This is a genomic window from Paracoccus sp. NFXS7, from assembly GCF_040148865.1.
GTDB classification, from domain to species: domain Bacteria; phylum Pseudomonadota; class Alphaproteobacteria; order Rhodobacterales; family Rhodobacteraceae; genus Paracoccus; species Paracoccus marcusii.
This window is the reverse complement of sequence record NZ_JAKEKV010000003.1, coordinates 176161-196803: the sequence shown is the minus strand read 5'-3', so window position 1 is coordinate 196803 and position 20643 is coordinate 176161. Positions and strand designations below refer to the sequence as shown.

At 69.5% G+C, this 20643-nt stretch carries 19 protein-coding genes; 12 read left to right on the top strand and 7 right to left on the bottom strand.

From position 1 onward, the window contains the following. Positions 1–25 precede the first annotated feature (25 nt). From LZ686_RS07810 to LZ686_RS07795, 4 genes are all read left to right on the top strand, one after another. Positions 26–3475 carry a chromosome segregation SMC family protein gene (locus LZ686_RS07810; RefSeq protein ID WP_349547438.1) on the top strand — a complete coding sequence of 1150 codons (3450 nt, stop codon included), beginning with the start codon at positions 26–28 and terminating at the stop codon, positions 3473–3475. Between the two features lie 43 nt (positions 3476–3518). Then, positions 3519–3974, top strand: coding sequence for a RidA family protein (locus LZ686_RS07805; protein WP_045981051.1), 456 nt, complete (start codon positions 3519–3521; stop codon positions 3972–3974). Next, positions 3974–4723: a glycerophosphodiester phosphodiesterase family protein gene (locus LZ686_RS07800; protein WP_349547437.1), complete on the top strand. Its 750-nt coding sequence runs from the start codon at positions 3974–3976 to the stop codon at positions 4721–4723. Before LZ686_RS07805 ends, LZ686_RS07800 begins: the two co-directional genes overlap by 1 nt. A 101-nt stretch (positions 4724–4824) precedes the next feature. Then, complete coding sequence (locus LZ686_RS07795) at positions 4825–5967, top strand: GNAT family N-acetyltransferase (RefSeq protein ID WP_349547436.1); 1143 nt, start codon at positions 4825–4827, stop codon at positions 5965–5967. Positions 5968–6042: 75 nt separating this feature from the next. On the opposite strand, the gene LZ686_RS07790 is transcribed toward LZ686_RS07795, so the two are convergent. After that, positions 6043–6528, bottom strand: a complete 486-nt coding sequence (locus LZ686_RS07790; RefSeq protein ID WP_127897835.1) for a peroxiredoxin — start codon at positions 6526–6528, stop codon at positions 6043–6045. 74 nt (positions 6529–6602) lie between these two features. Between LZ686_RS07790 and LZ686_RS07785 the strand changes: the two genes are divergently transcribed. Both LZ686_RS07785 and rsmD read left to right on the top strand, forming a co-directional pair. Beyond that, positions 6603–7805: an NAD(P)/FAD-dependent oxidoreductase gene (locus LZ686_RS07785; RefSeq protein WP_349547435.1), complete on the top strand. Its 1203-nt coding sequence runs from the start codon at positions 6603–6605 to the stop codon at positions 7803–7805. A gap of 76 nt (positions 7806–7881) precedes the next feature. Continuing rightward, a complete protein-coding gene (gene rsmD, locus LZ686_RS07780) occupies positions 7882–8457 on the top strand; it encodes a 16S rRNA (guanine(966)-N(2))-methyltransferase RsmD (protein WP_349547434.1) in 576 nt (191 codons plus the stop codon). 150 nt (positions 8458–8607) lie between these two features. Here rsmD and LZ686_RS07775 read toward each other — a convergent pair whose 3' ends face one another. Next, on the bottom strand, positions 8608–9801 hold the full coding sequence (locus LZ686_RS07775; RefSeq protein WP_349547433.1) for a pyridoxal-phosphate-dependent aminotransferase family protein: 1194 nt from the start codon (positions 9799–9801) through the stop codon (positions 8608–8610). 297 nt (positions 9802–10098) lie between these two features. Here LZ686_RS07775 and LZ686_RS07770 point away from each other — a divergent pair, with 297 nt between their 5' ends. The 3 genes from LZ686_RS07770 to dinB are packed head-to-tail and all read left to right on the top strand — an operon-like array spanning position 10099 to position 13555. Then, positions 10099–11763: an ABC transporter ATP-binding protein gene (locus tag LZ686_RS07770; protein WP_139598554.1), complete on the top strand. Its 1665-nt coding sequence runs from the start codon at positions 10099–10101 to the stop codon at positions 11761–11763. Continuing rightward, on the top strand, positions 11760–12479 hold the full coding sequence (gene ygfZ, locus LZ686_RS07765) for a CAF17-like 4Fe-4S cluster assembly/insertion protein YgfZ (protein WP_349547432.1): 720 nt from the start codon (positions 11760–11762) through the stop codon (positions 12477–12479). Before LZ686_RS07770 ends, ygfZ begins: the two co-directional genes overlap by 4 nt. Further along, positions 12476–13555, top strand: coding sequence for a DNA polymerase IV (dinB, locus tag LZ686_RS07760; RefSeq protein WP_349547431.1), 1080 nt, complete (start codon positions 12476–12478; stop codon positions 13553–13555). Before ygfZ ends, dinB begins: the two co-directional genes overlap by 4 nt. Here the strand turns inward: dinB and LZ686_RS07755 are convergent. The 3 genes from LZ686_RS07755 to efp form a co-directional block, all read right to left on the bottom strand. After that, complete coding sequence (locus LZ686_RS07755; protein ID WP_045999986.1) at positions 13552–13917, bottom strand: DoxX family protein; 366 nt, start codon at positions 13915–13917, stop codon at positions 13552–13554. The genes dinB and LZ686_RS07755 overlap by 4 nt on opposite strands. After that, complete coding sequence (locus LZ686_RS07750; protein ID WP_349547430.1) at positions 13914–14897, bottom strand: MBL fold metallo-hydrolase; 984 nt, start codon at positions 14895–14897, stop codon at positions 13914–13916. The genes LZ686_RS07755 and LZ686_RS07750 overlap by 4 nt, the downstream gene beginning before the upstream one ends. Before the next feature lie 146 nt (positions 14898–15043). Continuing rightward, positions 15044–15607: an elongation factor P gene (gene efp, locus LZ686_RS07745; RefSeq protein ID WP_042251708.1), complete on the bottom strand. Its 564-nt coding sequence runs from the start codon at positions 15605–15607 to the stop codon at positions 15044–15046. A gap of 372 nt (positions 15608–15979) precedes the next feature. On the opposite strand from efp, the gene LZ686_RS07740 reads away from it, so the two are divergent. Then, entirely contained in the window at positions 15980–16306 is a 327-nt protein-coding gene (locus tag LZ686_RS07740; protein ID WP_042251710.1) for a DUF6280 family protein, read from the top strand. A 50-nt stretch (positions 16307–16356) separates the two neighbouring features. Here the strand turns inward: LZ686_RS07740 and LZ686_RS07735 are convergent, their stop codons facing one another. Both LZ686_RS07735 and LZ686_RS07730 read right to left on the bottom strand, forming a co-directional pair. Continuing rightward, on the bottom strand, positions 16357–17310 hold the full coding sequence (locus LZ686_RS07735) for a 1-phosphofructokinase family hexose kinase (protein WP_045999988.1): 954 nt from the start codon (positions 17308–17310) through the stop codon (positions 16357–16359). Between the two features lies 1 nt (position 17311). Then, complete coding sequence (locus tag LZ686_RS07730) at positions 17312–17719, bottom strand: metallopeptidase family protein (protein ID WP_045981063.1); 408 nt, start codon at positions 17717–17719, stop codon at positions 17312–17314. Positions 17720–17799: 80 nt separating this feature from the next. Between LZ686_RS07730 and gltX the strand changes: the two genes are divergently transcribed. Next, a complete protein-coding gene (gene gltX / locus LZ686_RS07725) occupies positions 17800–19122 on the top strand; it encodes a glutamate--tRNA ligase (RefSeq protein ID WP_349547429.1) in 1323 nt (440 codons plus the stop codon). 654 nt (positions 19123–19776) lie between these two features. Then, a complete protein-coding gene (locus tag LZ686_RS07720; protein ID WP_349547428.1) occupies positions 19777–20565 on the top strand; it encodes a Hint domain-containing protein in 789 nt (262 codons plus the stop codon). Positions 20566–20643: the final 78 nt, after the last annotated feature.

Sequence of the window (20643 nt, the reverse complement as noted above, 5' to 3'; positions counted from 1 at the left end):
CCTTTTCGAATCTGGACCCGACCCCTTGCGCTTTGACCGCCTGCGACTGAACGGCTTCAAGAGCTTCGTGGACCCGACCGATCTGGTCATCCGCGAGGGGCTGACGGGCGTGGTCGGGCCGAACGGCTGCGGCAAGTCCAACCTGCTGGAGGCCCTGCGTTGGGTCATGGGCGAAAACCGCCCCACCGCGATGCGCGGCGAGGGGATGGAGGACGTGATCTTTGCCGGCACCACGCGCCGCAATGCCCGTGCCCATGCCGAGGTTTCGCTGAGCGTCGACAACCGCGACCGTCTGGCGCCTGCGGGCTTCAACGAGGACGATCAGTTCGACATCACCCGTCGCATCACCCGCGACGCGGGCAGCGCCTACAAGATCGCCGGCAAGGACGTGCGGGCGCGCGACGTGCAGATGCTGTTTGCGGATGCCTCGACCGGGGCGCACAGCCCGGCGCTGGTGCGGCAGGGTCAGATCAGCGAACTGATCAGCGCCAAGCCCAAGTCGCGTCGCCGCATCCTGGAGGAAGCGGCGGGGATCTCGGGGCTTTACGCGCGCCGCCACGAGGCGGAGCTGAAGCTGAACGGGGCCGAAGGCAACCTGACGCGCGTCGACGACACGCTGGACCAGCTGTCGTCCCAGGCCGCGACCCTGGCCCGGCAGGCGCGTGCGGCGGCGAAGTACCGCGAGATCGGCGCCGCGCTGCGGCTGGCCGAGGGGCTGCTGCTGTATCGCCGCTGGTCGGATGCCGAGGCTGCGCGCCTTGCCGCGGCGCAGGCCCTGGCCGAGGCGGTGCGGGCCGCCGGTCAGGCGGGTGCCGCCGCCGAGGCCGCCGTCCTGCGGCGGGCCGAGACCGAGGCCGCCCTGCCGCCGCTGCGCGAGGAGGAGCAGATCGCCGCCGCCTTGGTCCAGCGGCTGGCCGTGGAGACCGAGGCTCTGGCCGAGGCCGGGCGGCGCGCGACCCAGGCCATCACCGCGCTGTCAGGGCGTCTGGCGCAGCTGGACCGCGACATCGAGCGCGAGCAGGCGCTGAACCGCGATGCCGAGGAGGTCGTGCGCCGCCTGACCTGGGAGGCCGAGCAGCTGCGTGCGGGCGGCGAGGGTCACGACGCGCGGCTGGACGCCGCCACAGCCCAGGCCGAGGCCGCCGCCGAGACGCTGCACGAGGTCGAGGCCCGGCTGGCCGAGCTGACCGACGAATCCGCCCGCCTGGCCGCCCGCCATCAGTCAGCCGAGCGTCTGGCCCATGACCTGCGCGCCATGTTCGACCGCGCCGACCGGGCCGCCGCCGAGGCAGCCGAGGCGCTGGCCGCCGCCGATGCCGCCGGAGAGGCCGCGGCCGCCGCGCTGGACCGGGCGGATGCCGCGCAGGATCAGGCCCGCGACCGCACCGAGGCCGCCGAGGATGCGCTGGCCGAGGCCGAGGCCGGGCGGGCCGCGCTGGAGACCCGGGAGGCCGCCGCCCGCCAGGCCCGCGCCGCCGCCGAGGGCGAGGCCGCGGCCCTTGCCGCCGAACGCACCGCCCTGCAGAGGCTGGTCGATCGCGGCCGGTCCGGGGGCGCCACGCTGCTGGATCAGGTGGCCGTCGCGCGGGGGCACGAGGCCGCATTCGGGTCCGCCCTGGGCGACGATCTGCGCGCGGGCGTGGGCGGCGACGGATCGGGCTGGCACGACCTGCCGGGCTGGGACGATCCGCAGCCTTTGCCCGACGGCGCCGTGCCGCTGGCACCGCATGTGCGCGGCCCGGATCTGCTAGCGCGGCGGCTGTCGCAGACGGGGCTGGTGCTGGACGCGGGGCAGGGGGCCGCGCTGCAATCGATGCTGTCGGCGGGACAGCGGCTGGTGACGCCCGAGGGCGACCTGTTCCGGTGGGACGGGCTGCGGGTGATGGCGGGGCAGGCGCTGTCCTCGGCCGCGCTGCATCTGCAGAAGGTCAACGAGTTGGCCCATGTGACCGAGCAGGCCGAACGCGCGGAGGCCCGCGCCGAGGGGGCCCGCGAGACCCATGAGGCGGCCCGCGCCGATCTGGCCCAGGCCGCCGAGGTCGAGAAGTCGGCCCGCGATGCGCGCCGCGAGGCCGAGCGCCTGCTGTCCGAGGCCGCGCGCGCCGCGACGCGGGCGGAATCCGATCTGGCCATGGCCTCCAGCCGCGCCGACGGGGCGCGGGCGGAACTGGCGCGCCACCGCGCCGATGCCGCCGACGCCCAGGGCCGCCTGACCGAGGCCGAGGCGCAGCTGGCCGCGCTGCCCGACCGCGGCGACGCCGCGGCGGCCGTGGAACATGCCCGCACCGGCGTCGAGGGCGCGCGCATCGCCACGATGACCCGCCGCGCCGCGCTGGACGAATTGCGCCGCGAGGGGCAGGCCCGCACCAAGCGCCTGCAGGAGATCGCCAAGGAGGAATCGGGCTGGCGGCTGCGGCTGGAGCAGGCTGGCACGCGCGCCGCGGAACTGTCGGCCCGCCGCGAGGCCACCGCCGATGAGCTGGCCGAGGCGCAGGACCAGCCCGCCATCCTGGCCGAGCAGGAGGAGGCGCTGGTCACGCGCGGGGTGCAGCTGGAGACGCGGCTGACGGCGGCCCGCGCCGCGCTGACCTCCGCTGAGGACGCCGCACGCGCCGCCGCCCTGGCCGAGCGCGAGACAGAGCGGCAGGCGGGCGACGCCCGCGAGGCCCGCGCCGCGCGCGAGGCCCGCCAGGAGGCCGCCCGCGAGGCCGAGGCCCTGGCCCGCACCCGCATCCGCGAGGAGACCGAGCAGGGCCCCGACCAGCTGCGCGCCGCCTTGGGCGAGGTCGACCCGACCGCCCCCGTCGACCGGCTGGAACAGGAGATCGCCCGCCTGCGCGGCGCGCGCGAGGCCCTGGGCGCGGTCAACCTGCGCGCCGACGAGGACAAGCGCGCCCTGGAGGCCGAACGCGACGGTCTGGCCGCCGAGAAGACCGACCTGGAGGAGGCGATCCGCAAGCTGCGCGCCGGGATCGGCAGCCTGAACCGCGAGGGGCGCGAGCGCCTTCTGGCCGCGTTCGAGACGGTGAACGCCAATTTCGCCACCCTGTTCACGACGCTTTTCGGGGGCGGCGAGGCGCGCCTGGTGATGGTCGAATCCGACGACCCGCTGGATGCGGGGCTGGAGATCATGTGCCAGCCGCCCGGCAAGCGTCTGTCGACGCTGAGCCTTTTGTCCGGGGGCGAACAGACGCTGACCGCGATGGCGCTGATCTTTGCGGTGTTTCTGGCCAATCCCGCGCCGATCTGCGTGCTGGACGAGGTCGACGCGCCGCTGGACGATGCCAATGTCAGCCGATTCTGCGACCTTCTGGACGAGATGACCCGCCGGACCGACACGCGGTTCCTGATCATCACCCACCATGCGGTGACGATGGGCCGGATGGACCGGCTGTTCGGCGTCACCATGGTCGAGCAGGGCGTCAGCCAGCTGGTCAGCGTGGACCTGAAACGCGCCGAGGCTCTGGTCGCCTGACGCGACCCGCGCTAGGGTCCGGGCGAAACCAAGCGAGGATCCCATGAGCGTCGAACAGACCCTGGCCGAAAAAGGCATCACCCTTCCCGCAGCACCCATGCCGGCGGCGAACTATGTCCCCTTCGTGCAGACCGGCAACCTGGTCTTCATCTCGGGGCAGATCAGCGCGGACGACAATGGGCTGATCACCGGCAAGCTGGGCGACACGACCAGCTTGGAGGACGGCGCCGCCGCCGCGCGCCGCTGCGGGCTGGCGCTGATCGCGCAGCTGAAGGCCGCGATCGGCAACCTGGACCGCGTGACGCGGGTGGTCAAGCTGACCGGATTCGTGAACTCGACCCCCGACTTCACCGATCAGCCCAAGGTCATCAACGGCTGTTCCGACCTGATGGTCGAGGTCTTCGGAGAGGCCGGGCGTCATTCGCGCGCCGCGGTGTCCGCGCCGTCGCTGCCCTTCGGCGTCGCGGTCGAGATCGAAGCCGTCTTCGAGGTTCGCTGATGCTGGACCCGCGCTTTCTGACCGTGCCGATCACCCATCGCGGCCTGCATGGCGCGGGGGTCCCCGAAAACAGCCTTGCCGCCGCCCGCGCCGCGATCGAGGCGGGCTACGGCATCGAATGCGACATCCAGCCCGGCCCGGACGGAGAGCCGCTGGTCTTTCACGATTATCGGCTGAAGCGGCTGACCGGGGCCGAGGGCGTGATCGGCGCGACCGACGCGCAGACGCTGGCCGGCCTGCGCCTCTTGGGCACGGACGAGCCGGTGCCGACGCTGGCCCGGTTCCTTGACCTGGTCGCGGGCCAGGTGCCGCTGCTGATCGAGATCAAGGACCAGGACGGCGCCTGTGGGCCAGATGTCGGCCCGCTGTCCACGCGCGTGGCCAAGGTGCTGGCAGGCTATGACGGGCCGGTGGCGGTCATGTCCTTCAACCCGCACATGATCGCGGCCTTCCGCGCCGCGGCTCCGGACGTGCCGGTGGGCTTGACCACCTGCGCCTTTCCCGAGGGCGACTGGCCGCAGGTCGCGCCCGCCCGACGCGAGGAGCTGGCGCAGATCCGCGATTTCGATGCGGTGGGGGCGTGCTTCATTTCGCATGACAAGGGCGATCTGGACAATCCGCGCGTCGATGCGCTGCGCGCACAGGGCGTTCCGGTGCTGACCTGGACCATCCGCAGCGCCGACGAGGAAGAGACCGCCCGTCGCGTCGCCACGAACATCACCTTCGAAGGCTATCGCGCGGCGATCTGACGCATTTTCGCTGCACAAATACCAAAGGGGCGCCGACCTGCGGCGCCCCGCGACACCGGCGGGCCCTGACAAGCCGCGCCCCGCAACCTATCTTCCGGGGCATGACCGACATGATGACCCTGACCACCCATCCCTCGATCGCCGCCATCGACCCAGAGGTCTGGGACGCTCTGGGCGACGGCAATCCCTTTACCACGCACCGCTTCCTGTCCGCGCTGGAGCAGTCCCGATCCGTGGGCACCGGCACCGGCTGGCAGCCGCTGCACCTGACGCTGGAACGCGACGGGCAGATCGTCGCCGCGGCGCCGCTTTATGCCAAGTCGCACAGCCAGGGCGAATACATCTTCGACCATGCCTGGGCGCAGGCCTATGTGCGGGCGGGCGGGCGCTATTATCCTAAGCTGCAATGCGCGGTGCCCTTCACCCCCGCCACCGGCGCGCGCCTGCTGGCCCGCGACGACGAGGCCCGCGCGGGCCTTCTGGCGGGTCTGATGCAGGTGGCCGAGCGGCTGGACGTGTCGGGGGCGCATGTCACCTTCTGCACCGAGCACGAGGCCGATCTGGGCAAGGCGGCGGGGTTCCTGCCGCGCGTGACGCAGCAGTACCATTGGCTGAACCGGGGCTATGCCAGCTATGACGATTTCCTGGGGGCGCTATCCTCGCGCAAGCGCAAGGATCTGCGCAAGGAGCGTGCCCGCGCACAGGCGTTCGGCGGCACGATCCGGCACCTGACCGGCGACGACCTGAGGCCGCATCACTGGGACTCGTTCTGGGAATTCTATCAGGACACCGGGGCGCGCAAATGGGGGCAGCCCTATCTGACGCGGGCCTTCTTCGACCGCATCCAGGACACGATGCGCGACGACATCCTGCTGGTGCTGGCGGAGGTCGACGGCCGGCCCATCGCGGGGGCGCTGAACTTCCTGGGGCCGGAGGCGATCTATGGCCGCTACTGGGGTTGCGTGGCCGACCACGCCTTTTTGCATTTCGAGCTGTGCTATCACCAGGCCATCGACCATGCGATCGCGCATGGACTGGGCCGGGTCGAGGCAGGGGCGCAGGGGGATCACAAGCTGGCGCGGGGATATGAGCCGGTGCCGATCCATTCGCTGCACTGGGTGCGCGATCCGGGCTTCCTGCGCGCGCTGGAAAACTATCTGGATCAGGAACGCGACGCGATGGGCGCCGAGATCGAGGCGCTGGCCGAGTTCACCCCCTTCCGCAAGGGCGATCTGTCTCCGTGAGCGGGCCCTTGCGTCCCGCGAAGGGCCGGGGGGCCAGCCCCCCGGACCCCCCGGTGTCGTGCCATGGGTCTGCGGTCAGACCTTTTCCAGCAGGGCCTCTCCGGCGCTGACGCTGCAGGTGCCGGGGCTGTCCTCGACATCCATCGATTTGACCACGCCGTCCTGGACATAGGCCGCAAAGCGCTTGCAGCGGCCGAAGAAGCCGACCGGAGGGGCGGTGAAGTCCAGGCCGAGGGCCTTGGTCATGCTGCCGTCGGCATCGGCCAGGACCTCGATCCCGGCCTCGGTCGCGCCGGTCTGATCGGCCCAGGCCTTGGCCACGAAGGGATCGTTCACGGTGATGCAGACGATGCGCGACACGCCCTTGGCGCGGAACGCGTCGGCGCTGCGCACGAAGCTGGGCATATGCGCGTTCGTGCAGGTGCCGGTGAAGGCGCCCGGCAGGCCAAACAGGGCGACCTTGCCCTGCATCAGGTCGGCGGTGTCGACGGTCTCGGGGCCGGCCTCGCCCACGCGCAGCAATTGGCCCTGGGGCAGCGTGTCCCCGGCGGTGATGGTCATCGCATTCTCCTGAATTGCAACGGATTCGCGGCGAATATAGGGTGCCTCCGGTGAACAGACCAGAGAGGCGGCAGATGCGCATCGTGATCGTGGGCGGGGGGCAGGCGGCAGCGTCGATGGCGGCGCGGCTGCGGGCCAAGGGCCACGAGGGGCCGCTGACCGTGATCGGAAACGAGCCCGCCGCCCCCTATCAGCGCCCGCCTTTGTCCAAGGCCTATCTGCTGGGCCAGATGGGGCTGGACCGCCTGACGCTGCGCGCGCCCGAATGGTGGCGCGACCAGGGGATCGCGCTGCACCTGTCGGAAACCGCGCTGTCCATCGACAGGGCGGGGCAGGTCCTGACGACCGATCGGGGCACGTATTCCTATGACGCGCTGGCGCTGACCACGGGCGCGTCGCCGCGGCGCCTGCCCGCGGCGATGGGCGGCGACCTGCCCGGCACGCATGTGATCCGCAGCCTGGCCGATGTCGACGCGCTGGCGCCGCAGATGCGCGAGGGGCGGCGCCTGGTGGTGATCGGCGGCGGATATATCGGACTGGAGGCGGCGGCGGTCGCGCGCAAGCTGGGCCTGGAGGTCACGCTGATCGAGGCGGCACCGCGCATCCTGGGCCGCGTCGCGGCCGCCCAGACCGCGGACCTGATCCGCGCGCTGCACCGGGCGTATGGTGTCACCATCCTGGAAGGCACGGGGATCAGCCGCATCACCGGAGACGACCGGGCGACCGGGGTCGCGCTGACCGACGGCCGGCAGATCGACGCGGATCTGGTGATCATGGGCATCGGCGTGCTGCCGGAAACCGCGCTTGCCGGCGCGGCGGGGCTGGATCTGGACAACGGCATCGCGACTGACCTGCACGGCCGCACGTCGGATCCGTCGATCTGGGCCGCGGGCGATTGCGCTAGCACGCCCTGGCAGGGCGGGCGGCTGCGGTTGGAGAGCGTGGGCGGGGCGATCGACATGGCGGAATGCGTGGCCGACAACATGCTGGGGCTGACGCGGGACTATGTGCCCAAGGCATGGTTCTGGTCGGACCAGTTCGATGCCAAGCTGCAGATCGCGGGTCTGAATACGGGTCATGATCAGGTCGTCACGCGGGCGGGGCAGGGCGATCACGCCGCATCGGTCTGGTATTACCGGCAGGGGACCCTGATCGCGGTCGATGCGCTGAACGACGCTCGCGCCTACATGATCGGCAAGCGCCTGATCGAGGGCGGGATCAGTCCGGACCCGGCGGTGATATCGACCGTCGCGGACCTCAAGGCGCTTATGGCATGACCGGGTCCTGTTCGCAGGTCGGCCCAGGGGGGTGCGGGGGGCAGGATGCCCCCCGCCGCCACCGCGGGACGCCATCATGAGGATCGTCGGCGGCACGCTGCGCGGCCTGAAGCTGGCAGACCTGGGCGCAGGCGATCCGGCGGCGCATCTGCGCCCCACGACCGATCGCGTCCGCGAGGCGATCTTCAACCTGCTGATCAACGGCACGCACGGCAATCCGCTGCCGGGCGCGCGGGTGCTGGACCTGTTCGCCGGGACCGGGGCGCTGGGGCTGGAGGCATTGTCGCGGGGTGCGGCCCACGCGACCCTGGTCGACGACGGCGCCCGCGCTCACGTCCTGATGCGGCAGAATGTCACCAAGGCCAGGGTGCAGGACAAAGCGAGCCTGCTGCGCCGCGATGCGACCAGGCTGGGGCGGCATGCAGGGCCGACGTTCGACGTCGTGTTCCTTGATCCGCCCTATGGCCAGGGACGCGGAGAGGTCGCATTGGCCTCTGCCATGCAGGGCGACTGGATCGGCGCGGGGGCGTGGATCATCTGGGAAGAATCGCGCGCGCCCACGCTGCCCGCTGGAGTCACGCTGCTGGACCGGCGCAGCTATGGCGATACGGTGGTGACCTTGGCGCGCGTCGCAGCCAACGAAGCTGCGTAAAGGCCACCTTTTGGTGTCGTATCCAACCTGAGGCGAACGCCCGTCACCTGCACGCAGTCGCACCGGTCCGAACGGTCGACCGCCGCGCGTGGCGCCTGACGGCGCGGGGCCGTTCGGTGGCGCCGGGCCTGCCTTCGGCGGCACGGCGCGTCAGTGCCGGCCGCCGTCGGCGGTTCCTGCCGAACGGGCGATGCTGGCCGCTGCCGCCTCCAATGCGCCGGTGCCGTGCGGGATGCCAAGGGCGGTCAGCCCCGCTTCGATCGCGCCGAGCGTGCCCAGCAGGACGCCCGCGTTGGTGTGGCCCATATGCGCGATGCGCAGCGCACCCGACGGGTCGGGCGCGCCCAGGCCCACGCCCAGTGTCACCCCGCATTCGCGCGTCACCCAAGCCCGCAGCGCGTCGGCCCCGGGCAGCGTCACCGCGGTCACCGAACAGGCCCGGGCGGCGGGATCGGCCACCGACAGGCGGATGCTGCCGCCGACCGACCAGGCGTCGACCGCGGCCCAGGTGGCGCGGGCCAGTCGGTCGTGGCGCGCCCAGGTGGCCTCCAGCCCTTCTTCGTCCAGGATCATCGTCAGCGCCTCGGACAGGGCGAAGATCTGCTGGACGGGCGGCGTGCCGCCCCACCAGCGCCACAGCGCGTCCGACCCCGCGCGCAGGTGCCAGTCCCACCACGGAGACGTCAGCGACGTCCGCCCGCGCGCCGCCGCCCGGTCGGAAAACCACACGAAGACCGTGCCGGGCGGGCACATCAACCCCTTCTGGCTGGCGGCGATCAGCACGTCGACGCCCCAGTCGTCCATCCGCATCGGCGCGCAGCCCAAAGACGCGATGGCATCCACCACCAGCAGCGCCGGGTGATCGCCCATCGCCGCCCGGATCGCGCGGATGTCGGCCAGGGTCGCGCTGGCCGTGTCGGTCTGGCACACCATCACGGCGCGGATGCGGCCCTGCGGGTCCTGGGCCAGGCGGGCCGCCAGGCGCGCGGGATCGGGGGCCAGCGCGCCGAAGTCCAGCCGCTCGACCGTGACGCCCAGACCTTCGGTCATCTCGGCCCAGGACCGGCCGAAATGGCCGCTGGTCAGCACCAGCGCCAGGTCGCCGGGGGCGAACATGTTGGCCGACGCCGCCTCCCAGCCGGCATGGCCGTTGCCGATATAGGGCGCCAGGTTTGCCCGCGTCCCCGCCAGGCGCTTCAACTGGGCCATGACCTGCAGGTTCACTTGCGCCAGCTCGTCGGCATAGATGTCGGGCGAGGCGCGGTGCGCCGCGTTCAGCACGCGGGCCGGCACCGGCGAGGGTCCGGGAATGGCAATCAGGTCGGGTCCGTGGGCAAGGCTCATCGCAAGCGTTCCTTCACATCGTGCAAGATCGGTACGGCCACACCCCGTCCGCGTCAACGGGGGGTGGCCTTGTGGCGCAAGGTCGGAACGGGGTATGGCTGGGCGTGATCGAAAAGGGCGCCCGCGCCCGCGACCGAAAGGCCCGACAGACACGTGGACCCGCGCCAGGACAGCCCCTCCCGATTGATTGCCGCCGCGACGCGCGGCGCGACCGTGCCGCCCGCCCCGGATGCGTCCAAGGTGCCGGGCCTGCTGCGGCGGCTGTGGGACGACTATCTGCGACAGCACTGGGGCAAGATGGCGCTGGCCTTCTTCCTGATGACGCTGGAGGGCTCCACGCTGGCGCTGATCAGCTGGATGCTGAAGCCGCTGTTCGACCTGGTCTTCATCGGCAAGCAGCCGGGTGCGATCTGGTGGGTGGGGGCGGCGATCTTCGGCATCTTCCTGCTGCGGGCGGTCACGCTTGTGGCCAGCCGGGCCCTGTTGACGACGATCTCTCTGGCGGTGTCCACGACCATGCAGACGCAGCTGCTGGCGCATATCCTGACGCTGGACAGCCGCTTTTTCCGAGACAATTCGCCCGGCGCGATGATCGAGCGGATCCAGGGCGACACGATGGCGGTCCAGGGGGTCTGGGCCACGCTGATCACGGGGGCCACGCGCGACGCCATCAGCCTGGTGATGCTGTTCGGGGTGGCGCTGAGCATCGATCCGATCTGGACGCTGGGGGCGCTGGTGGGCGCGCCGATCCTGATCATGCCCGCCGCGATGGTGCAGAGATACATCCGCCGCAAGGTGCGCCAGAACCGCGTGAACGCCAGCCTGCGCGCCACCCGGCTGGACGAGGTGCTGCACGGCATCGCCTCGATCCGGCTGAACCGGGCCGAGGCGGACCAGACCGCCCGCTTTGCGGCCATCGTGTCTCGCATCCGCGCATCCGAGACAAAGGTCGCGGCGACATCCAGCGTGATCCCGGCGCTGACCGACGTGGTGACGGGCATCGGCTTCGTCGCGGTGCTGGCGCTGGGCGGCAATCAGGTGATGGACGGTGATCGCAGCGTCGGCGACTTCATGGCGTTCTTCACCGCGCTGGCGCTGGCGTTCCAGCCGATGCGCCGCCTTGGCGGGATCGCCGGCGTCTGGCAGACCGCCGCCGCCAGCCTGGAGCGCATCTATCACGTCTTCGACACCCGTCCGACGGTCGTGTCCGGCCCCCGCACCGCGCCGCCCGACACGACCGAGATCGTTCTGGACGACGTCTGGCTGTCCTATGACGGGCAGGTCGTGCTGCACGGGCTGTCCTTCACCGCCAAGGCCGGCCAGACCACCGCGCTGGTCGGCCCGTCGGGGGCGGGCAAGTCCACGGTCTTCAACCTGCTGACCCGGATGGTCGACCCGGACCGCGGCTTGGTCAGCCTGGGCGGTGCGCCGGTCAGCGACTATGACCTGGGCGTGCTGCGCGACCAGTATTCGACCGTGGCCCAGGAATCGGCCCTGTTCGACGAGAGCCTGCGCGACAACATCCTGATGGGCCGCCCCGACGCATCCGATGCCGACCTGCAGGCCGCGCTGAAAGCCGCGAATGTCAGCAACTTCCTGGACGATGGCCGCACGCTGGACAGCCCCGTGGGCCCGCGCGGGTCGGCCCTGTCGGGCGGACAGCGCCAGCGCGTGGCGATCGCCCGGGCCCTGCTGCGCGACGCACCCGTGCTGCTGCTCGACGAGGCGACCAGCGCCCTGGACACGGCCAGCGAACGTCTGGTCCAGGATGCGCTGGACCACCTGTCGCGCGGACGCACCACGCTGGTCATCGCCCACCGCCTGTCGACGATCCGCAACGCCGACAAGATCGTCGTAATGGAATCGGGACGGGTTGTCGAACAGGGCAGTCATGACCAGTTGATGGCCAAGGGTGGCGCCTATGCCCGCCTTGTCGCGCTGCAATTCGGAGACAATGAATGACCCGCCAGATCATCCGCCTGACCGGCGAGGACCGCCTGCCTTTCCTGCAGGGGCTGGTGACCAACGATGTGGCCCGCGCCCCGGTCTGGGCCGCGATCCTGACGCCGCAGGGCAAGTACCTTGCCGATTTCCTGGTCGTGCTCGACGGCGACGCGCTGCTGATCGACGTCGATGCGCGGCTGGCCGAGGACCTGCTGCGCCGCCTGTCGATGTACAAGCTGCGCAGCAAGGTCGCGCTGGACCTTGTGGACATGCCCGTCGCACGCGGCACCGGTCCCGCACCCGAGGGCGCGGTGGCCGACCCGCGGCATCCGGCCCTGGGCTGGCGGCATTACGGCGCGGCGGGGGATGACGGCACGGATTGGGACGCCATCCGCGTCGCGCATTGCATCCCCGAGACATTGGTCGAGCTGATCCCTAACGACACCTATATCCTGGAAGCCGGGTTCGAGCGTCTGCACGGCGTGGATTTCCGCAAGGGCTGCTATGTCGGTCAAGAGGTCACCGCGCGGATGAAGCACAAGACCGAGTTGCGCAAGGGCCTGACCGTGCTGCGGATCGAGGGTGCCGCCCCTGTCGGCACGCCGATCACCGCCGAGGGACGAGAGGTCGGCGCGGTCTTCACCCAGTCCGGCGGGCGGGCCATCGCCCATGTCCGCCACGACCGCGTGGCCCCCGAGATGCAGGCCGGCGAGGCGCGGCTGTTCCCGCTGTGACCGACCCCGCGCCGGGGCCGCGCAAGATCATCCATATCGACATGGATGCCTTCTTTGCCTCGGTCGAGCAGCGCGATTTTCCGGAACTGCGCGGCAAGCCGGTTGCCGTGGGCGGGTCTGCCGCGCGGGGTGTGGTGGCCGCCGCCAGCTATGAGGCGCGGGTGTTCGGGGTGCGGTCCGCCATGCCGTCAGTGACGGCGGCCCGGCTGTGCCCAGACCTGATTTTCGTGCGGCACCGGTTCGACGTCTACAAGCAGGTCAGCCAGCAGATCCGCGACATCTTCTTGGACTATACCCCCCTGGTCGAGCCTTTGTCCCTGGACGAGGCCTATCTGGACGTGACCGATTACCTTGACGGGCGCACCGCGACCAAGATCGCGTCCCAGATCCGCGCCCGCATCCGCGAGACCACGGGCCTGACCGCCAGCGCGGGCGTCAGCTACAACAAGTTCCTGGCCAAGCTGGCATCCGACCAGAACAAGCCCGACGGTCTGTGCGTGATCACGCCAGAACAGGGGCCGGGCTTCGTGCTGTCCCTGCCGGTGGGCAAGTTCCACGGCGTGGGGCCGGCGACGGCGGCCAAGATGCAGGCGATGGGCATCGCCACCGGGGCCGACCTGCATGCGCAGGACCTGGATTTCCTGCTGCGGCGGTTCGGCAAGTCGGGGCGGTACTACTGGAACATCGCGCGGGGCATCGACCACCGCCGGGTCAGCCCCGACCGCATCCGCAAGTCCGTGGGGGCGGAAAACACCTATTCCGCCGACATCATGGCGCTGGACGCCGCGCAGGAGGCGCTGGAGCCTTTGGCCGCCAAGGTCTGGTCCGCCGTCGCGCGCCACGACCTGCGGGGGCGGACCGTGACGCTGAAGGTCAAGTTCAGCGATTTCCAGCAGATCACGCGCGCCCGCAGCCTGGGTCATGCGGTGACCTCGCAGGACGAGCTGCTGTCCATCGCGCGCGATCTGGCGGCGGGCGTGCTGCCCGATCCGCGCGGCGCGCGCCTGCTGGGCGTGACGCTGTCGGGGTTCGAGGCCCCCGATGACGGCCCCGCCCAGCTGTCGCTGTTCGATTAGCGCCAGCGCACCCACCGGCCCGGACCCTGCGCCGCCAGGATCAGCAGGCCCCCCGCCACGGCCCAGTTCTTGACCACGATGGTGACCTGCCACGGGTCGGCGCGCAGCTGCCAGTGAAACCAGCTGGTGCCGATGCAATAGACCGCCAGCAGCAGCGCCCAGGTCCGCACGCGCGGTCCCAGGATCAGGCAGATGCCCGCGACCAGGTTGAAGGCCGCGACCGGCCAGACCAGTACGCCGGGCAGGCCCAGGCTTTCGATCATGCGGATGACCTGCGTCGGGTCGCCGACCTTCTGAAGCGCGCCGCCGATGAACAGGACCGCTATCAGCAGGCGGCCGGTCAGGTTCAGGGCGCTGTTCATGCGCGGGTTGCGAACCAGTCCTCGGGCACCCAGGCAAAGGCGTCGCCGCGCGCCTCGACATGGCCGATGCCGGGAAAAGGCAGGTGCGTGCCCGCCACCGCGATCCGGTCGGCGGTGACCATCTGCAGCAGGTTCCGCCGGGTCGTGGCCGCCTGGCCTGCGTCGGTGTCGAAGGCCACGCCGGCATCCGGGTGGCGGAACTGCAGCGCGGCCAGGGCGGCGGCATCGCCCAGGATGATCATCTGTGCGTCGCCATCCGACAGGCGCAGGCCGCTGTGGCCCGGCGTGTGGCCGGGCAGGGCCATCGTGGTGATGCCGCCGCCCAGGTCCGCCTCTCCGGCAAAGGTCTGGACGCGGTCGCCATAGGCGTCGCGGACCCCGCGGGCCAGCGCGAAGAAGGGCTGGAGATCGGCGGGCGCGGCGCTGGCCGTCGCCTCGTCGGTCCAGAAGGCCAGCTCGTCCTCGTTCACGTGCAGCGCGGCATTGGAAAAGACCGCGCCCGCATCGCCCACCAGTCCGCCCGCATGGTCGGGATGCAGGTGCGTCATCACGATCCGGGTGATCTGGTCGGGTGTCACGCCCAATGCCGTCAGCGAGGCCGCCAGATGCCCGGTGGTGGGACCGAAGGCCGACCCGCCGCCCGCATCGACCAGCGTCAGCTGATCGCCCTGGCGGATCAGATGCACGCTGACCGGCACGCGGATCGGCTGTTCGGGGTCCAGATAGGCGGCACGCAGGGCCGCGCCATAGGCCGCATCGTCCAGGTTGACGACCAGATCCTTGGCAAAGTCGAAATGCCCGTCGGCGATGGTGGTGACGGTGGTGTTGCCCAGGGTGCGGGTATGCACGGTCGGCAGAAAGGCCGGGATCGCGGCGGCGGCCGGTTCCTGGGCAAAGACCAGGCCGCGGCCCAGGAACGGCATCGCGACGGCGGCGCCCGCGGCGGTCAGCATCAGGTGGCGGCGGGACAGGACGGTCACGGGCATCTCCTTTTTCGGGGTTTGTGCGATCTTTCCCGCGAAGCGATGCCCGGCACCACGCCCCATCACCGCGTTCACGCAAAGGTGAGAACGCGACGCGCCCCGCAGGGGGCCTGCGGGGCGCGCGTGTCAGGTCGGGCCGTGGATCAGGCGCGTTCGCTGTATTCGAACATCTCGGTGTTGACGACGATCGCCTCGCCCTCGCCCACGAAGGGCGGGATCATGATGCGCACGCCGTTGTCCAGGATCGCCGGCTTGTAGCTGTTGGCGGCGGTCTGGCCCTTCACGACCGGCTCGGTCTCGGCGACGGTGCAGGTGACCTTCTGCGGGATCGAGACCGACAGGGCCTCCTCGCCGTAATATTCGATGGTGGCGGTCATGCCGTCCTGCAGGAAGGGGCGGCGGTCGCCCAAGAGGTCGGCGTCCAGTTCGGTCTGCTCGAAGGTCTCGCTGTCCATGAAGACCAGCTTGCCGTCGGATTCGTACAGGAACTGCTGGTCCTTCTGGTCCAGGCGGACGCGCTCGACCTTGTCCTCTGACCGGAAACGCTCGTTCAACTTGCGACCGTCGCGCAGGTTCTTCAGTTCGACCTGGGCAAAGGCGCCGCCCTTGCCGGGCTTGACGTGGTTCACCTTGACGGCGCCCCACAGGCCCCCGTCATGTTCCAGGATGTTGCCGGGGCGGATTTCATTGCCGTTGATCTTGGGCATGGGATGGGTCTCGTGCGTTTGCGGAAATTTCGGGCCGTCCTGGCATTGCCAGCCGTTGAACGACAATTCTGGCCCCCTATATCGAGGGCTGCGGCATCAGGCAACCAGAACGGAACTGCGGCGTTGTCAAGGTGCCAACAAGATCATCGCCACGTCACTGGCGCAGTGGGGTCACGATTTTTCCCGCAATTTGCGCGACATGCAGTAAGGACATGGCAGACATGCGAGTGAAGGGATACCGAATCGGCGGGCCGAACGGCTAAGGCAGCAGGCACCGTCAGAGAAGCGGATTCAAGAAACAGGGGAAACGTCAAGTTTTCCCATAAGGCCCTGACTCCCGATCGGGGCCGCAAGAGAATGGACGAAAACAAGATGCGCGATTTTGTCGACGGCTCGGCCTTCAATTTCGAACAGGGCCAGCGTGCCCGCAAGCTGTTTGCAGCAGTGGTGCTGGCAGCCTTGGATGATGCCATTGCTGATGACAAGAAATACGGCAACGGCCCCGAACAGATCGCCCGTTGGGCGCGCTCGCGCGATGGACGCGAGGTGCTGTCGTGCGCCGGGATCGACCCGAACGAGCGTGTGGTCAAGGGCCTGATGGAATTTGTGTCCAAGGGCGTGCGCACCTCGGTCGCGCTGTCGCGCGAGGAGAGCGAGCGCCGCATGGCCGCCGAGGCCGAGGAAGCCGAAGCCGCCTGAAACCTGCGCGCATCGACGATCAGGGCCGCCCGCTTGGGCGGCCTCTTTTGTTACAGCCGTGTCACCACGCGCTGTGAATAGAAATGGCGGACGTCGGCGGCGTTGCACAACTCGGTCGCGGGCGTCATGACCGCCGCCGAGGCGGCCGCCGCGCCAAGGGCCAGCGCCTCCTGCATGGGCCAGTCGCGCGCCGCAGCCAGCACGAAGCCCGCGACGAAGCTGTCGCCCGCGCCCACGGCGCTGACCACGCGCACCGGCGCCGCCGCGGCATGCCAGGCGCCGTCGGGTCCGGCGATGACCGACCCGTCCGCGCCACGCGCCACGATCACCGATTTCGCCGCCCCGTTGCGCACCAGCCCCGCCGCGAATTCGGCGCTGTCGCTGCGCAGGGGCAGGGGGCGGCCCGCCAGGCCCTCGGCCTCGTGGCTGTCCATACGCAGCACGTCGACGGGAATGGACGACCCCGCCAGGGCGCGCAGCGCGTCCCCCGAGGTGTCCACCAGCAGCCGCGCCCGCCCGTCCTTGAGCCTGACAGTCAGCATCTGTTCGAACCCCGGCGCGATGCCCGGCGGGTTCGACCCCGACACGACCACCCAGCCCCCGGCCAGCGCGGCCTCGGCGATGGCGGCGATGGTGCTGGCCAGCTGGGTCATGTGCCATTCGGGGCCGGGCATGACGAACCGGTACTGCCCGCCCGTCGCGCGGTCGGTGACGGCCAGCGACTGGCGGGTTTCGCCCGGCGCGGTCAGGCGCAGCACCTTGAGCCCCGCCGCCTTCAGCATGTCGGCCATGCGCTGGCCCGTCGCGCCGCCCAGGGCCACCATCGCGGTCGATTGGCCGCCGATGATCTTGATCGCCCGGCTGACATTGATGCCGCCGCCGCCCGGATCGACGACCGGCTTGTCGCAGCGCAGCTTGAGGTCGGGCACGACGCTGTCGGCGGCGGTCGACAGGTCCAGCGCCGGGTTCAGCGTGACGGTCAGGATGGGGGCCTGACCGCTCATCTCATTCCCACCAGCGGTCGATGGTGGCGATGTCGTCGTCGGACCAGCCGAAATGATGCGCCATCTCGTGCGTGACGATATGGGTGACCAGATCGCCCAGGGTCACGTCGCCACGCGACGCCCATTCGTCCATGATCGGGCGGCGGTACAGCCAGATGATGTCCGGCCCGCCCGGCTGGTCGCTGATCGATTTCTCGGTCACGGGGATGCCGTCATAGATGCCGGTCAGGTCGAACGCATCGTCGATCTGCAGCTCGTCCAGCACGTCCTCGGGGGCGAATTCGGCGACGCGGATGGCGACCTGTGCCGCGGCTTCGCGGAATTCGGGGGGCAGGGTGGTCATGGCGTGCCGGGCCATGGCCTCGATCTCGGCCGCGTCGGGGGCCGTGCGGCCGTTCCAGTCACTCATTCCAGCGCCTCCTGCATGGTCCCCCCGATATGGACAAAAATGCCCGGCTGTGAAAGAGCAACAGCAACAGGAGACGCCCCATGACCATCACCCGTTTCGCGCCCTCGCCCACCGGCCATATCCACGTCGGCAACCTGCGCACCGCGCTGTTCAACTATCTGATCGCCCGCAAGGCCGGCGGCACCTTCATCCTGCGCCTGGACGACACCGACCAGGAACGCAGCAAGCAGGAATATGTCGACGGCATCCAGCGCGACCTGGAATGGCTGGGCCTGCACTGGGACCGGGTCGAGCGTCAGTCCCTGCGCATGGACCGCTATCGCGCCGAGGCCGACGCGCTGCGCGCCTCAGGCCGCCTCTACGAAGTCTTCGAGACCCCGGTCGAGCTGGACCTGAAGCGCAAGAAGCTTTTGAACATGGGCAAGCCGCCGGTCTATGACCGCACCGGTCTGTCGCTGTCGGATGCCGACAAGGATCGCCTGCGGGCCGAGGGGCGCGAGGGATACTGGCGCTTCCTGCTGGATCAGAACCGGATCGAATGGACAGACGGCATCCTGGGCGACATCTCGATCGACGCCGCATCCGTCAGCGATCCGGTGCTGATCCGGGCCGACGGCCAGGTGCTGTACACCTTTGCCAGCAGCGTGGACGATACCGACATGGGCGTGACCCATATCGTGCGCGGGTCAGACCATGTGACCAACACCGCCACCCAGATCCAGATCATCCAGGCCATCGGCGGCACGCCCCCGGCCTTTGCCCATCACAGCCTGCTGACCGGCGCCAAGGGCGAGGAGCTGTCAAAACGCATCGGCGCCCTGTCGCTCAAGGACCTGCGCGAGGCGGGCGTGGCCCCCGAGGCGCTGATCGCGCTGATGGCGCGGTTGGGGTCGGGCGTGCCGGTCGGATTGGCCTCGCTGGACGAGTTGGCAGAGGCCTTCGATCTGGGCCAGTTCGGCGCATCGCCCACCAAGTTCGATGCCGAGGATCTGTGGCCGCTGACGCGCGAACGCAACCAGGCGCTGCCCTTCGCGGCGGTGGCCGACCGCATCGCGGCCCTGGGCGTGCCGGACGATCAGGCCGAACGCTTCTGGCGCGTGGCGTCCCAGAACATCACGCGCCTGGACGACCTGGGCGACTGGTGGCGGATCTTCAGCGAGGGTGCGGAGCCCCAGATCGACCCCGAGGATGTCGACTTCATCGCGCAGGCCATGACCTTGCTGCCTGCGGGCCCCTTCACCGACGCGACCTGGGGCGAATGGACCGCGGCTGTCAAGGAGGCCACGGGCCGCAAAGGCAAGGGCCTGTTCATGCCGCTGCGCAAGGCCGTGACCGGCCAGGCGCATGGCCCGGACATGTCCGACGTCATGCCCCTGCTGCAGATCGTCAAGGCGCGTCCCTGACCCATCCACCCCACGATCCGAACGGGTCAGGCCAAAGCCGGGCCCGTTCGCGTTGACGGCATCGAATGGTGCGTCCCGCACCAATGCCGGGCGCAGTGCCTGACAAGCGATGCGCGCTAAATACAATCCGAAGACATTATACTGCCGATACCTGCACCGTAATTGTCGGTGAATTTCGGATCATCATCTTGGTATTGTCGTGGCTGATGCGCATTCTAAAAAGTGCGCGCTGTTCATTGGCAAATTTGAGCGTCATCCACTGTCGTTTTGATTTCACTCCTTCCGCCTGCCAGTCGTTATCAGCGCCTGCCATTGGAACAGGCGCTGATAACCACTGGACAGTCGTGGGCCAGGGGCGGTCAGCTCAGCAAGACCGCGATGTCGACTGATTCCGAAGGAAATTGGCGCAGAGTATCGTGCTTTTGCTGAATGTGGAGCGCCTCGGCATAAACACCCGAACGCGGGCGTTTCCGGGGACCGGAACCACCTGTATAATTGGATAGGCATCTGAATATTCAACCCACTGTAATGACACTTAACTAAACCCTGAATTGCGTTACTGCACAATTCTCGCCTTAAATTGCCGCTTTTATCGGCAGCAGAGGGCGTTCATCTTGCGCGACAATCAGTCACAAGTGAATTGGATCGCACAGTATGCGTATCAGCGATAAGCGCACCGCGCCGGCCAAAGGCAACCGCTTCGGCCGTGACGACCGCGTTTCCCAGGGTTCTGCAAAATCGTCCCGTCGCCTGCTTCAGGCGCTGACGGCCGGCGTCGCGGCCTTCGGCAGTTCCGTTGCGGCCTATGCAGGCGGTTACGTGGCGCCCATCGTGGAATTCACCCCCGCCGCCACGCCCGTCGCGGCCGTTGGCAATGCGCCCAATTACTGGCTGGCGCTGATCCCGCTTGCGCTGCTGTATCTGGGGACGCGCGGCGGCGATGATGTCGGATCCAACCCGCCGCAGAACATCGGCGGTCCGTGCTTTTGCGAAGGCACGCTGATCCTGGCGGACAACGAATGGGTCAAGGTCGAGACCATCCAGGCCGGCGACATCATCACCACCTCCAAGGGGCCGCAGCGCGTCCTGTCGGTCGGATCATGGCAGCCGACGCAGTTCCGCGACCGTCCTAGCATCGTCGCCGGCGTTCGTCTTTCGGCCAATCATGGCGTGCAGATCGACGGCTTCAATGTCGAGGCCGGCGCGGTCAGCAGCAAACGCGGTCTAATCGACGGCCGCAGCTATTTCCATATCCTGGTCGAGGATCACAGCTGGCTCTCGGTCAAGGCCGATGACGCCGGGACCGTGCTGGTCGCGGAAAGTCTGCAGATGACCAAGGATCTGAAGCTGGCCAAGGACTTTCCGCATCTGGTCGATCACCATGCCGCGAACCCGGTCGCCCCGCGCCTGTCGCGGGCGGACGCCCTGCCTGCGGCGGCCTAACACCGGATTCGGACCCATCCCATGCAATAGACCATGCCGCGCACGATGGCGGGGCATGGTTCATTCCTTGGCGTCTGA

Bases quoted from the DNA above. Each gene is read 5' to 3' on its own strand.
- LZ686_RS07805 (WP_045981051.1), top strand. From the start codon at position 3,519: ATGAGCGTCGAACAGACCCTGGCCGAAAAAGGCATCACCCTTCCCGCA.
- LZ686_RS07800 (WP_349547437.1), top strand. From the start codon at position 3,974: ATGCTGGACCCGCGCTTTCTGACCGTGCCGATCACCCATCGCGGCCTG.
- LZ686_RS07795 (WP_349547436.1), top strand. From the start codon at position 4,825: ATGACCGACATGATGACCCTGACCACCCATCCCTCGATCGCCGCCATC.
- LZ686_RS07790 (WP_127897835.1), bottom strand. From the start codon at position 6,528: ATGACCATCACCGCCGGGGACACGCTGCCCCAGGGCCAATTGCTGCGC.
- LZ686_RS07785 (WP_349547435.1), top strand. From the start codon at position 6,603: ATGCGCATCGTGATCGTGGGCGGGGGGCAGGCGGCAGCGTCGATGGCG.
- rsmD (WP_349547434.1), top strand. From the start codon at position 7,882: ATGAGGATCGTCGGCGGCACGCTGCGCGGCCTGAAGCTGGCAGACCTG.
- LZ686_RS07775 (WP_349547433.1), bottom strand. From the start codon at position 9,801: ATGAGCCTTGCCCACGGACCCGACCTGATTGCCATTCCCGGACCCTCG.
- LZ686_RS07770 (WP_139598554.1), top strand. From the start codon at position 10,099: ATGGCGCTGGCCTTCTTCCTGATGACGCTGGAGGGCTCCACGCTGGCG.
- ygfZ (WP_349547432.1), top strand. From the start codon at position 11,760: ATGACCCGCCAGATCATCCGCCTGACCGGCGAGGACCGCCTGCCTTTC.
- LZ686_RS07755 (WP_045999986.1), bottom strand. From the start codon at position 13,917: ATGAACAGCGCCCTGAACCTGACCGGCCGCCTGCTGATAGCGGTCCTG.
- efp (WP_042251708.1), bottom strand. From the start codon at position 15,607: ATGCCCAAGATCAACGGCAATGAAATCCGCCCCGGCAACATCCTGGAA.
- LZ686_RS07740 (WP_042251710.1), top strand. From the start codon at position 15,980: ATGCGCGATTTTGTCGACGGCTCGGCCTTCAATTTCGAACAGGGCCAG.
- LZ686_RS07735 (WP_045999988.1), bottom strand. From the start codon at position 17,310: ATGAGCGGTCAGGCCCCCATCCTGACCGTCACGCTGAACCCGGCGCTG.
- LZ686_RS07730 (WP_045981063.1), bottom strand. From the start codon at position 17,719: ATGAGTGACTGGAACGGCCGCACGGCCCCCGACGCGGCCGAGATCGAG.
- gltX (WP_349547429.1), top strand. From the start codon at position 17,800: ATGACCATCACCCGTTTCGCGCCCTCGCCCACCGGCCATATCCACGTC.
- LZ686_RS07720 (WP_349547428.1), top strand. From the start codon at position 19,777: ATGCGTATCAGCGATAAGCGCACCGCGCCGGCCAAAGGCAACCGCTTC.